8 protein-coding genes and 4 tRNA genes are annotated in these 12,938 nt (G+C 64.1%); 6 read left to right on the top strand and 6 right to left on the bottom strand.

Annotated elements, in window-relative coordinates; translation table 11 throughout:
• Positions 1–10: 10 nt before the first annotated feature.
• Both MA09_RS22930 and MA09_RS22935 read left to right on the top strand, forming a co-directional pair.
• Positions 11–295: a DUF4404 family protein gene (locus tag MA09_RS22930; RefSeq protein ID WP_036253462.1), complete on the top strand. Its 285-nt coding sequence runs from the start codon at positions 11–13 to the stop codon at positions 293–295.
• A 166-nt stretch (positions 296–461) separates the two neighbouring features.
• Positions 462–2,666 (top strand): YgiQ family radical SAM protein, encoded by a 2,205-nt coding sequence (locus MA09_RS22935; protein WP_036253464.1) that lies wholly within the window; start codon positions 462–464, stop codon positions 2,664–2,666.
• A gap of 139 nt (positions 2,667–2,805) precedes the next feature.
• Here the strand turns inward: MA09_RS22935 and MA09_RS22940 are convergent, their stop codons facing one another.
• Both MA09_RS22940 and MA09_RS22945 read right to left on the bottom strand, forming a co-directional pair.
• Positions 2,806–3,966 carry an AI-2E family transporter gene (locus MA09_RS22940; RefSeq protein ID WP_036253466.1) on the bottom strand — a complete coding sequence of 387 codons (1,161 nt, stop codon included), beginning with the start codon at positions 3,964–3,966 and terminating at the stop codon, positions 2,806–2,808.
• Positions 3,963–4,448, bottom strand: a complete 486-nt coding sequence (locus tag MA09_RS22945) for a cyclic nucleotide-binding domain-containing protein (RefSeq protein WP_036253468.1) — start codon at positions 4,446–4,448, stop codon at positions 3,963–3,965. Before MA09_RS22945 ends, MA09_RS22940 begins: the two co-directional genes overlap by 4 nt.
• A gap of 226 nt (positions 4,449–4,674) precedes the next feature.
• On the opposite strand from MA09_RS22945, the gene MA09_RS22950 reads away from it, so the two are divergent.
• Positions 4,675–5,841, top strand: a complete 1,167-nt coding sequence (locus tag MA09_RS22950) for a diguanylate cyclase (RefSeq protein WP_229440825.1) — start codon at positions 4,675–4,677, stop codon at positions 5,839–5,841.
• Positions 5,842–6,048: 207 nt separating this feature from the next.
• Here MA09_RS22950 and MA09_RS22955 read toward each other — a convergent pair.
• From MA09_RS22955 to MA09_RS22970, 4 genes are all read right to left on the bottom strand, one after another.
• Positions 6,049–6,125, bottom strand: a tRNA-Asp gene (locus MA09_RS22955).
• A gap of 88 nt (positions 6,126–6,213) precedes the next feature.
• Positions 6,214–6,290: transfer RNA gene (locus MA09_RS22960), tRNA-Asp, on the bottom strand.
• Positions 6,291–6,378: 88 nt separating this feature from the next.
• Positions 6,379–6,455, bottom strand: a tRNA-Asp gene (locus MA09_RS22965).
• Between the two features lie 41 nt (positions 6,456–6,496).
• A tRNA-Val gene (locus MA09_RS22970) sits at positions 6,497–6,572 on the bottom strand.
• Positions 6,573–6,760: 188 nt separating this feature from the next.
• On the opposite strand from MA09_RS22970, the gene MA09_RS22975 reads away from it, so the two are divergent.
• The 3 genes from MA09_RS22975 to MA09_RS22985 all read left to right on the top strand — a co-directional run bounded on the left by MA09_RS22975 (position 6,761) and on the right by MA09_RS22985 (position 12,627).
• Positions 6,761–8,032, top strand: coding sequence for a glycerate kinase (locus tag MA09_RS22975; RefSeq protein WP_036253470.1), 1,272 nt, complete (start codon positions 6,761–6,763; stop codon positions 8,030–8,032).
• A 227-nt stretch (positions 8,033–8,259) separates the two neighbouring features.
• A complete protein-coding gene (locus MA09_RS22980; protein WP_081897765.1) occupies positions 8,260–10,476 on the top strand; it encodes a TonB-dependent receptor in 2,217 nt (738 codons plus the stop codon).
• Between the two features lie 360 nt (positions 10,477–10,836).
• Positions 10,837–12,627 carry a S8 family peptidase gene (locus MA09_RS22985; RefSeq protein WP_036253471.1) on the top strand — a complete coding sequence of 597 codons (1,791 nt, stop codon included), beginning with the start codon at positions 10,837–10,839 and terminating at the stop codon, positions 12,625–12,627.
• The last annotated feature ends 311 nt before the right edge of the window (positions 12,628–12,938 follow it).

Genomic DNA, 12,938 nt, shown 5'->3' on the forward strand with positions numbered 1-12,938 from the left:
GAGAACGACAATGCAGAATGAGAACGATGCGAACCTGAAAGCGCACCTGAAAGCCTTGCACCGCCAGTTGCAGGAAACCAACGATGTCGATCCCGAACTGGAAACCCTGCTGCGCCAGCTCGACGGCGACATCGACCGCGCCCTGGCGCGCCGCGCGGAAAGCCAGCTCGACGAGAACACCTTCGGCCTGTCGTCGCAAACCCAGGAACTGGCGGCCCGCTTCAACGTCCGCCACCCGACGGTCTCGGCCGGACTGCGCCAGCTCGGCAATATGCTGGCCAATATGGGCGTCTGAATCGCATACTGATCAGCAAGTCATTGATAACTAAGCCATTTTCAGGGTCCGAGCGAGACCCGAAAATGGTTTTCCGGTACAATACCGGCCAATGAACTCCCCAGTAAATCTTTTCGCGAGCGTCCCGAAGCGCTCCGGCCGCGCTCCCGTCGCGCCTTTCCTCCCGATGTCCCGTGCCGAAATGGACAAGCTCGGGTGGGATTCGTGCGACATCATCCTGATCACCGGCGACGCCTACATCGACCACCCGAGCTTCGGGATGGCGCTGGTCGGCCGCCTGCTGGAAGCGCAGGGCTACCGCGTCGGCATCATCAGCCAGCCGGACTGGACCTCGGTCGAGCCCTTCCGTGCGCTCGGCAAGCCGAACCTCTACTGGGGCATTACCGCCGGCAACATGGACTCGATGGTCAACCGCTACACGGCCGACCGCAAGATCCGTTCCGACGATGCCTACACCCCCAACGCCGAGCCCAACAAGCGCCCTGACCGCGCCGTCACGGTGTACTGCCAGCGCGCCCGCGAAGCCTTCCCGGGCGTGCCGGTGATCGCCGGCAGCATCGAGGCTTCGCTGCGCCGCATCGCCCACTATGACTACTGGTCGGACAAGGTGCGCCGCTCGGTGCTGTTCGAATCGAAGGCCGACCTGGTCATCTTCGGCAATGCCGAGCGCGCGCTGGTGGACGTCACCCGCCGCATCGCCGCCGGCGAGAACATCAAGACCATCCGCGACCTGCGCGGCACCGCCTTCCTGGTGCCGCACGGCTGGCTGCCGGACGAAGAGTGGACCGTGCACAACTCGACCCGCGTCGACGTGCCGGGCCGTGTCGACCCGCATCCGAACCCCTATGCGATGGCGCAGGAAGACACCAAGGCTTGCGCCACCGAAAACGCCAAGCCCGAGCCGGAAGTGAAGCCGGTGGTGATCATGACGCGCGAAGAGCGCCAGGCCGCCGCCCGTGAAAAAGCACGCAAGACCGTGGTGCGCCTGCCGTCATTCGAGACCGTCAGCGAAGACCCGGTGATGTACGCGCACGCCTCGCGCGTGTTCCACCTCGAGTCGAACCCGGGCAATGCACGCGCGCTGGTGCAGCAGCATGGCGACCGCGACGTCTGGCTGAATCCGCCGCCGCTGCCCCTGGCCATGGACGAGATGGACAACGTCTACGACCTGCCGTACGCGCGTGCGCCGCACCCGAGCTACGGCAAGGCCCATATCCCGGCCTGGGAGATGATCCGTTATTCGGTGAACATCATGCGCGGCTGCTTCGGCGGCTGCACCTTCTGCTCGATCACCGAGCACGAAGGCCGCATCATCCAGAGCCGTTCGGAGCCGTCGATCCTGCGCGAGATCGAGCTGATCCGCGATACGACCAAGAATTTTGCAGGCACGATTACCGACCTGGGCGGGCCCACGGCCAACATGTATCGCCTGGCCTGCAAGGACAAGAAGATCGAAGAGTCCTGCCGTCGCCTGTCGTGCGTGTACCCGACGATCTGCAGCAACCTGGGTACCGACCACAGCAAACTGATCTCGCTGTACCGCAAGGCGCGCGCCATTCCGGGGATCAAGAAGATCCTGATCGGTTCCGGCCTGCGTTACGACCTCGCGGTGCGTTCGCCCGAGTACGTGAAAGAGCTGGTCACCCACCACGTGGGCGGCCTGCTGAAGATCGCGCCGGAGCATACCGAGCAGGGCACGCTGTCGAAGATGATGAAGCCGGGCATCGGCGCCTACGACGAGTTCAAGCGCCTGTTCGACAAGTACTCGATCGAGGCCGGCAAGAAGCAGTACCTGATCCCCTACTTCATCGCGGCCCACCCGGGTTCGACCGACGAGGACATGCTGAACCTGGCCCTGTGGCTGAAGAAGAACAACTTCAGGCTCGACCAGGTGCAGACCTTCACGCCGACGCCGATGGCAATGGCCACTACCATGTACCATTCGGGCAAGAACCCGCTGGCGAAGGTGACCGAGGATTCGGAAGTCGTCGAGACCGCGAAGAGCGGCAAGACGCGCAAGCTGCACAAGGCCTTCCTGCGCTATTACGATCCGGAGAACTGGCCGATCCTGCGCGAGGGCCTGAAGCGCATGGGCCGAACCGACCTGATCGGCACGGGCGAGCGCCACCTGGTTCCGCCGGCGGGCGCCGAGCCCGGACCGGAATGGGACCGCAAGCGCATGGTGCCGGGTGGCGCGCCGGTGACCGAGCGCGAGGTCGGCAAGCGCGGGCCGGGCACTGCGCGTGGCGCAGGACGCGACAAGGTGCAGGTGCGTGTCGAGCGTGCACCGGCCGCCGCCGTGGCTGCATCCAAGGCCCGGCCTTCGATCCTGGATACGATCAAGACCAAGCCGAAGGCAGGGCGCAAGTAGGGTGGGCAGGGTAACTCAGGCCAATGGCCTGCGTTACGCCCACGCGGTGCTGGTTGAGGCATGAACAGCTGCGCAGGCAGCATCACCGTGATTTGAACGCGTGGGCGGGAGACCCGCCCACCCTACGGTTATAGATTGGCTACAGCTCCACGTTCGCAATGCCGGCGCGGCGTTCCTGGGCGACATCGAGGTCGATACTGGCCTGGCGCGTGCGCAGCGCCCGCGCATAACGGTGCCGCGCGCGCAGGCGCGGATTGGTGACGAGGCGTCCCAGCGTTTCGCCCACCACCATCACCACGCCCAGCAGCGGCAGCACCAGCATCAGGCCCACCACCCCGGCCAGCGCGCCGCCGATGAAGATCATCAAGACCGTCACCAAGGGATGCACGCGGATGCTGCGCCCGAGGGTCAGCGGCATGAACACGAAGTCATCCAGCAGGCGCACCAGCACGAACACGCCGATCGCGCCGTAGGCGATGAAGGGATTGCTGGGCGCATCGGTCGAGGCCACGATCACCACCAGCACGCAGCCTACTACCGAGCCGACGAAAGGCACCCAGGCCAGCACGGCGCAGAACAGGCCGAGCAACAGCGGCGAGGACACCCCGATCGTCCACAGGCCCAGCGCCAGCACCGCCGTGTCGAGCACGGTCAGCTTGATCAGGCCCTCGAAATAACGGCGCGCGGTCTGGTCGACTTCGTGCAGCAGGTAGAGCGCCCGTTCGAAGTAGGCGTTCGGCACCGCGCGCGCCAGGAATTTCTTGAAGCGCAGGCCGTCGCGCAGGAAGAAAAAGGTGAGGAAGGGCGCCAGCAGCAGCGAAGGCACCCAGGTCGCGACCCCCACCAGGATCTCGCCCAGGTGCTTCTCCGCGAAGTTGTCGGTATGGGTGCGGAAGATGCCGTTCACGGTCGAGGTCAGGTGCATCTCGGCCAGCAGCGGGAAGCGCTTCTCGAGCAGGGTCATGGTGTTGTGCACGAAGGCGATGCCGCCGTCGAGGTAGAGGCCGACCGTTTTTTCCCACGATTCTTCTTCCGGCCCGCGGCTCCACGAGAAGGCGGCGGTCAGGGCCAGTGCGAGGAAGGCGAAGAAGCCCAGGCAGACCAGCATCGCGGCGGCATTGCGGCCATAGCCGGCACGCACCAGGCGCTGCATCGGTCCGACCAGGATGTAGTGCAGCACTCCGCCGAACAGGAAGGGCAGGGCCAGCCACAGCATCTGCTGCACGACCAGCAGCAGCACGCAGGTGGCGGCGATGATCCCGGTCCAGACGACCGGCCCGGCGCGCTCGCTGCGGTTCATAGGGCTTCCAGCTGGGGACGGCCGGTGCCCATCCATTCGCGCAGGCGCAGGCCGATGTGGCGCGCCAGCGCCAGCGAGATCTTGTAGCCGATGACGGCGTCGGTCTCCAGCAGCCCAAGGAAGTCGGCGCGGAAGAACACCGCCATCTCGCAGGATTCGAGGGCGCGCGCCTGGGCATTGCGCGGCGAGTTGTCGAGCAGGGCCAGGTCGCCGAAGAAGCTGCCCGGTTCGAGCTCGGCGACCACCTGGTTGCTTCCCTGGTGAAGCTTGTTGATGACGACCCGGCCGCTCATGATCAGGTACAGCGCCTGGCCTTCCTCGCCTTCGTCGAAGATGATCTCGTCGGTGAGGTAGCGGCGCTCGTGCAGCAAGCCGTCGACGATTTTCAGCTCCAGGGGCGTCAATGTCGAGAACAGCGCCGAATTCTTCAGGCGGTGCAGGCGTGGCGACATCTTGGGCGACTTGAGGAAACCGAAAATCACGATTGCTCCGGAATGGTGCGTTGGGTTGTTGTCGGATGATTATCCGCTATCAGGTACTGCTGTGCATCAAAAAGCTGTGCCCAGATATATCTCTGAAGCTACTGTTGCACTTTACGCATGTCTATTCAACGATACGGACCCGATCGACGAAAGGGTGTAATATAGTTCTCTACGGCAATATATATTAACAAGATACTACGCTTGCGGTGATGTCAATGACGCATCCATGGGAACTGCTGTGCTCGACATTCATTCTTTCCTGCTAGCGCTCGGCGTCGGCAATATCGCGTTTGCCGTCCTGATGGCAGGCTATATGCATGGTGCGGCGCCCAGTCCGGGCTTGCGCTTGTGGATGTGGGCGCGCTTCGGCATGGGCGTGTGCCAGCTGCTGGGCTGGTGCCGCCCCTATCTCGACATCCCCATGCTCAACGGCCTCGAAGGCGCCGGCTGGGTCCTCGCGGTCTCGCTGGAAGTGGCCGCCTACTGCATCTTCTTCGGCTTCGAACACTGGCGGCGCGTCCTGCTGCCGGTATCGGCACTGGCCCTCGCCATCGTGCTGGCGGCCGGCAGCGCCGGCGCGCCGGTGGCCTACCTGACGGCGCTGGTGGCAGCCGTCGTCGCCCTGCTCGCGGCGGCGATGGCCTGGATCCTGTTGCGCCCGCGGCGCCGCGCGTCGCTGCTTCAGCGGATCATCGGCATCAGCGACGCGGTATTCGCGGCCTCGGTGGCCCTGTGGGCTGCCAGCTGCCTGAGCAGTGACCTCCCGCTGGGCCAACGCGCCGTGCAGGAGTTTGCCTACCTGGCCGGTTACCTCCTGATGATCGTAAACGGTTTCGGTTTCCTGCTGTTGTGCAAGGAAAAGGATGATGCCGAGATGGCGCGCCTGGCCACGGTCGACAGCCTGACCGGCCTGCCGAACCGTCATGCCTTCCTCGAGCGCGCCGAGCATGCGCGCCAGGCCGCCTTGCGCCTGCGCCAGCCGCTGGCGCTGGCGATGATGGACATCGATCACTTCAAGCAGATCAATGACCGGTTCGGACATGCGACGGGGGATGAGGCGCTGATGGTGTTTGCGCGTACGGCGCGCGAGACGCTGCGTGGGCATGAAACGGTCGGAAGGCTGGGTGGGGAGGAGTTTGCGATGGTGTTGCCGGGGGCGGATTTGGGCGGGGCGCTTGCTGCGGCGGAACGCCTGCGGCACGCGGTGCGGGAGGCGGTTGTGATCACCAGCGGCGGTAACTACACGATGACGGTGAGTATTGGGGTGGTGGTGCTGGATCCGAATGAGACGCTGGGGGTGGCGTTGGCGAGGGCGGATCATGCGCTGTATGCGGCGAAGAGTGGGGGGAGGGATCGGGTGGAGGCTGGGCAACCGCAGCAGCGGCGTGCTTAAAACCTAGAGTGCAAAGAAAAATGGTCCGCTTTGGCGGACCATTTTTCTTTGGGATGTTCAAAGCGACGGGGCTCGCCCACGTTCCGCGGGCCGCGGATTGCCTTGCAAGGCAATCCCTTCGAGCCCACGGCCCGTGTTCTCCCGCAGGGGAGAACACTCTGATAGAAAAGAAAAAGGGTCCGACTTCTCGGACCCTTCCTTTAAAGCTGGCGGAGCGGACGGGGCTCGAACCCGCGACCCCCGGCGTGACAGGCCGGTATTCTAACCAACTGAACTACCGCTCCATGACTCTGGAACCGGACCAGGCTGCCTTGACAGCAGCCAGTCCGAAAAAGAAAAAGGTCCGACGAATCAGACCTTTTCCCGTGATGCTGGCGGAGCGGACGGGGCTCGAACCCGCGACCCCCGGCGTGACAGGCCGGTATTCTAACCAACTGAACTACCGCTCCATGACTCTGGAACCGGACCAGGCTGCCTTGACAGCAGCCAGTCCGAAAAAGAAAAAGGTCCGACGAATCAGACCTTTTCCCGTGATGCTGGCGGAGCGGACGGGGCTCGAACCCGCGACCCCCGGCGTGACAGGCCGGTATTCTAACCAACTGAACTACCGCTCCGTTTACTCTGATCAGTACTTCGATCGACCTGCTGAATTGCGTGGTGGGCGCTGAGAGGCTCGAACTCCCGACCTAATCCTTGTAAGGGATCCGCTCTACCAACTGAGCTAAGCGCCCGGCTTCTCTATTCAGAGGTTTCTGTCTGACGCTTGTCATTGCGTCCGAAGAGGCCCGAATTATAGAGGGTGGAATTCGAGGTGTGCAAGGGTTTTTGAAAAAAAACCGAAAACGTATCGCTACCCCCCCCTTTCCCCGCCCCGGCGCTTTTGTGTAAAGATCATGCTTCGCCCCGGACGAGAACCGCCATGCCCACCGCCCACCCGCTGTTGCAGCACCTGTTCGATGCCGCCTTGGCGGCCGCCGATCCCTACCATCTGATCGCGCCGCACCTGCCGCCTCCCCCCAAGGGACGCACCCTGGTGCTCGGCGCGGGCAAGGCGGCCGCGCGCATGGCCGAGGCGGTCGAGCGCCACTGGCAGGGGCCGCTGGAAGGGCTGGTGGTGACGCGCTATGGCCACGGCGCCCCGACCCGTCATATCGAAGTGATCGAAGCAGGCCACCCGGTGCCGGACGCGGCCAGCGAAGACGCGGCGCGGCGCATGCTCGACGCTGCCGCCGGGCTGGGGCAGGACGACCTGGTGCTGTGCCTGATGTCCGGTGGCGGCTCGGCCTTGATGTCCCTGCCCGCGCCCGGCATCGGCTTCGACGAAAAGCGCGCGCTGAACCGCGAACTGCTGCGCTGTGGCGCGCCGATCGGCGAGATGAACCGCGTGCGCCGCCACCTGTCCGCCATCAAGGGCGGGCGTCTGGCGCTGGCGTGTCACCCGGCGCGCGTGGTGACGCTGGTGGTGTCGGACGTGCCGGGCGACGACCCGGCCGTGGTGGCCTCGGGCCCGACCGTGCCCGACGGCAGTACCGGCCTTGACGCGCTCGCCATCCTCGAGAAGTATGCGATCCCCGTATCGGAGGGCGCGCGCGCGGTGCTGCTGGATGCGCAGCTGGCGGCGCCGCTGCCGGGCGACCCGCGCCTGGCGCGCAACGAAACGAAGGTCATCGTCACCGCCCAGCAGTCGCTCGATGCCGCGGCAGCGGCTGCACGCGCGGCCGGCTATGCGCCGCTGGTGCTGTCCTCGAGCATGGAAGGCGAGGCGCGCGAGGTGGCGCTGGTACATGCCAGCATCGCGCGCCAGGTCGTGCAGCATGGCCAGCCCCTGCAGGCGCCCTGCGTCCTCCTGTCCGGCGGCGAAACCAGCGTCACCGTGCGCGGGCAGGGCCGGGGCGGGCGCAATGCCGAGTTCCTGCTGGCACTGAGCGTCGCGCTCGACGGCCTGCCGGGCGTGCATGCCCTTGCCGCCGACACCGACGGCATCGACGGCACCGAAGACAATGCCGGTGCCTGGCTGGCGCCCGGCACGCTGGCACGGGCCCGCGCCCAAGGGCTGGATGCCCGGGCACGCCTGCTCGATAACGACGGCCATGGCTTCTTCGGCGCGCTTGACCAGCTGATCGTCACCGGCCCCACCCGCACCAATGTCAATGACTTTCGCGCCATCGTCATCGAGGCCGATGTGTTGTAAATGCCGCTAAAGGCATGTTTCTGTCTTGCAATGACATATACACATCACTGACAATACGCGCTTTATAAAACCGGCAAGCTTGAAACAAGGCTAATGCGCATGCCATGACCTGCGCTGCCGACAGGCGGAAGATACCGCCGCGCTGCCCGTCCAAACAGCACGGTCGCAGCGTCGATAAGAGAGAACGGGGACATCGGTTCTTTTATCAATCAACAGGAAATAACTCCATGATGAAGATGTCCAAGATGCACAAGCGCGTCCTGTCCGCGCACGTCGCCACGCTGGCCCTGGCAGCAGCCATGCCGGTCCAGGCCCAGACCGCAGCAAGCAATGACGCGCCGGAACTGCAGACCGTCACCGTCACCGCGCAGCGCCGCACCGAAAACATCCGCGAAGTACCGGTGTCCGTCACCGCACTCAAGGGCGAAAAGCTCGACGTCCTGATCTCCGGCGGCGAAGACATCCGCCTGCTGGCCGGCAAGGTGCCGAGCCTGAACGTCGAATCCTCCAACGGCCGTACCTTCCCGCGCTTCTACATCCGCGGTTACGGCAATACCGACTTCAACACCTTCGCCTCGCAGCCGGTCTCGCTGGTCTATGACGACGTGGTGCAGGAAAACCCGATCCTGAAAGGCTTCCCGATCTTCGACCTGGCCAGCGTCGAAGTGCTGCGCGGCCCGCAGGGCACCCTGTTCGGCCGCAACACCCCGGCCGGCGTGGTCAAGTTCGAATCCGAGAAGCCGAAGCTGGGCAAGGTCGAGGGCTACTACAACGCTTCCATTGCCACCCACAAGACGGCAAATATCGAAGGCGCGGTCAACATTCCGCTGTCGGACAAGTGGGCGATGCGCGTGTCGGCCGTTGGCCAGCACCGTGACGATTTCGTCGACAACTTCGCCGACGTGGCCATGACCCAGAAGCGCGGCGAACTCGACGGCTACAACGAGCACGCCGAGCGCGTCCAGCTGCTGTACAGCCCGGGCATGGGCTTCAGCGCCCTCGCCAACGTGCACCAGCGCCGCACCAACGGCACTGCCCGCCTGTTCCGCGCGAACCTGATCCAGAAGGGCACCAACAAGATCGTCCCCGGCTACGACCTGGACAAGATCGTCACCAACGCCGAGAACTTCCAGCGCCTGAACACCAACGGCGCCAGCCTGCGCCTGACCTGGGACCTGGGCAGCGTGCGTTTCTTCTCGGTCACCGGCTACGAGCACGTCGCCGACTACTTCAGCCGCGGCGATATCGACGGCGGCACCCCGGCCGGTCCGGGCTTGATCCCGTTCCAGGTACAGACCGGCGGCTACATCACCGACCTCGACCAGTACACCCAGGAATTTCGCGTCGAATCGCAGTATACCGGCCCGCTGAACTGGCAGGCAGGCCTGTACTTCTTCGACGAAGACGCCACCGGCGGCAGCGACAACTTCAACAATGCCGGCGCCCGCACCTCGCGCCTGGTCAGCAACCAGAAGAACGAAGCCTGGGCCGCCTTCGGCTCGGTGAACTACACCATCAGCCCGGACCTGACCGTTCGCGGCGGCCTGCGCTACACCAAGGACGAGAAGGAATTCCGCACCCTGGTGAACGAAAACGTGACGCAGATCGGTCCGCGCTCGGTGGAAGCCAGCCAGGACAAGTTCAACTGGGATCTGTCGGCAACCTACAAGCTGAGCCCGAATGTGAACGTCTACGGCCGCGTCGCCACCGGCTTCCGCGCCCCGAGTATCGCGGCCGCCTCGGCTGCGGTGCCGATCACGGTCGCCGATTCGGAAACCATCACCTCCTACGAAGTGGGCGTGAAGGCCGATCTGTTCGAGCGCCGCGCACGCACGTCGTTCTCGGTGTATGACTACACCGTGAAGGACCAGCAGCTGACCGTGGTAGGCGGCAACTCGAACGTCAACCGCCTGATCAATGCCGACCGCACCAAGGGCAAGGGCGCCGAGTTCGACTTCGAAGCGGCCATCAGCTCGGCACTGCGCGTGAGCGCCGGCGCCAGCTACAACTACACCCAGATCCGCGACGCCAGCCTGTCGGTGAACAAGTGCGCACAGTGCACCGTGACCGACCCCCTGAACGCTGCAGGCCGCGTCGTCATCAACGGCAACCCGCTGCCGCAGGCGCCGCGCTGGACCGTCAACGCCACCGCCCGCTACGGCGTGCCGGTCGCCGACGGTGAGCTGTACTTCTTTACCGACTGGTCCTACCGCAGCAAGATCAACTTCTTCCTGTACGAGGCCACCGAATTCGTCGGTGCTCCGCTGACGGAAGGCGGCGTACGCCTGGGCTACATCTTCGGTAACGGCAAGTACGAAGTCGCCGCCTTTGGCCGCAACGTGCTCGACCAACGTCGCATCACCGGCGCCATCGACTTCAACAACCTGACCGGCTTCACCAACGAGCCGCGCCAGTGGGGTGTCCAGTTCAAGGGCAATTTCTAAACTGCTCTTGGTTTGAACAGGAAAGGCCGCGCTCTGCGCGGCCTTTTTGTTTGTCGTGAGCCCGAACAAAATGGGCTTCTTTATATTATCTGGAGGGAAGGCAATTTAAGATATGTCAACACAATTGTGGCAGACGATATTTGCCTCTTTTAACGTTTCGCCGAAGAAAACATGTTTTTGATGCATGCGCTCCATTTCGTGTTGTTAATTTCCCGAAATTGTCTCGAATTGTCGCGCACGACCTCTTCCTTTCGTATTACGCTGCTTTTCGCCGCATTCAGACGGCACCGGCAATGACCGGAAATCAACGACACAGGCGAGGGTCCTCGCTTGACGGAAAACACACAATAAGGAAGAAACATGAAGCAATCGCGTTCGATTCATCCTGCAATGTTGAAGATGTGCGCTGCAATCTCGCTCGCCCTCGTGACGGTCACGGCCGGTGCGGCCGAGCAGAAATTCATTGTTGAAACAGACCGGATCATTGTGAAGTACAAGGACTCGGTGCCGGACAGCAAGGGCGCTGCGAAGGCCGCCAAGGCTGCGATCAAAGCCGACCGCAAGGCCAAGCTGGACCGTGCAGGCCAGGAATTCGGCATGACCGTCGCCGAGAGCCACGCGATCGCCACCGGCGCCCATGTGTTCAAGCTCAACGGCCGCAAGCACCTGAAGGAAGTCGAGAAGCTGGCCGCCGAAATGATGGCGCGCGACCCGGACATCGAATACGCCGAGCCGGACCGCATCATGACCCACATGGCCACCGCCAACGACCCGTACTACGCGCAGCAGTGGCACTACACCGACGCGACCGGCGGCCTGCGCCTGCCGACCGCCTGGGACAAGTCGACCGGGCTAGGGGTGGTCGTGGCCGTGATCGACACCGGCTACCGCCCGCACGCCGACCTGAGCGGCCAGCACCTGGCCGGCTATGACTTCATCAGCAGCGCCACCATCGGCAACGACGGCAACGGCCGCGACAGCGATCCGAGCGATCCGGGCGACCAGGTAGCAGCGGGCGAATGCTATGCCGGCTCGCCGGCTCGTAATTCCAGCTGGCACGGCACCCACGTGGCCGGTACGGTGGCCGCCAAGACCAACAACAGCCTGGGTGTGGCCGGCGTGGCGTACAACGCCAAGATGGTCCCGGTACGCGTGCTCGGCAAGTGCGGCGGCTATACCTCGGACATCGCCGACGCAATCACCTGGTCGTCGGGCGGCACCGTGAGCGGCGTGCCGGCCAACGCCAACCCCGCCAAGGTGCTGAACCTGTCGCTGGGCGGCAGCGGCGCCTGCGACGCTACCACCCAAACCGCGATCAACGGCGCCCGTTCGCGCGGCTCGGTCGTGGTCGTGGCGGCGGGTAACGACAACATGAACGTCAGCAACGCCAGCCCGGCGAACTGCTCGGGCGTCATCGCCGTGGCAGCCACCGGCAAGACCGGCGGCCGTGCTTCCTACTCGAACTACGGCACCCTGGTGGATGTGGCGGCGCCTGGCGGCGACGGCAGCTACAGCGTGATCTCGACCCTGAACTCGGGCACTTCGGCACCGGGCTCGGACAACTACGCAGGCTACCAGGGCACCTCGATGGCGACCCCGCACGTGGCCGGCGTGGCAGCGCTGATGTTCGCGGCCAAGCCGACCCTGACCCCGGACCAGGTGGAAAGCATGCTGAAGTCGACCGCGCGCGCCTTCCCGGCGACCTGCTCGGGCTGCGGCACCGGCATCGTGGACGCGACCGCGGCGGTGAATGCGGCGATCGGCGGCACTACCACCCCGACCGGACCGACCGTCAACGAAACCGAGTCGAACAACACCACCGGTACCGCCAACCTGGTCTCGACCAGCGGCACCACCGTGAACGGCGTCATGGGCAGCTCGACCGATACGGATTACTTCCGTGTCGATCTGCCGGCAGGCAAGACCCTGAGCGCGGCCATGACCCCGAACTCGTCGTCGGACTACGACCTGTACGTGTACAACAGCGCGGGCACGCTGCTCAGCCGCAGCGAGAACGGCACCGGCGCCATGGACAGCGTGAGCTCGGCCAACACCGGCACCACCGCTTCGATCCGCTATGTGCGTGTCGTGTACTACAGCGGCGGCACCGGCGCCACCAGCGGCAAGTACACCCTGAAGCTCAGCTGGTAAAAGTCAGGACGAAGCGGCGCGGCTCCCCTGCGCCGCCTTCATCCGGAACGCGCGGCATGCCGCGCGTTCTTTTTGGGCTCAACCTGCGCAGGTGGGAAGAGGCCCCACTGTCATGCAGCGTTTTTATTCTTGAGTCTGGGCACCATATCGTCCTCATATTGCCTCAAGACAAATATTCTAGATATATCAACATAATGATGTCATACGTTGTTTTCTGGAATTAACGTTTCGCCGAATAAAAATTTTTCCCGCAAAATAAGTTCAATTTCGTGTTGTGAATAGGCCGAAATTGTGTCTCATTGTCACTCATA

The organism is Massilia sp. BSC265 (assembly GCF_000740675.1).
GTDB lineage: Bacteria > Pseudomonadota > Gammaproteobacteria > Burkholderiales > Burkholderiaceae_D > Telluria.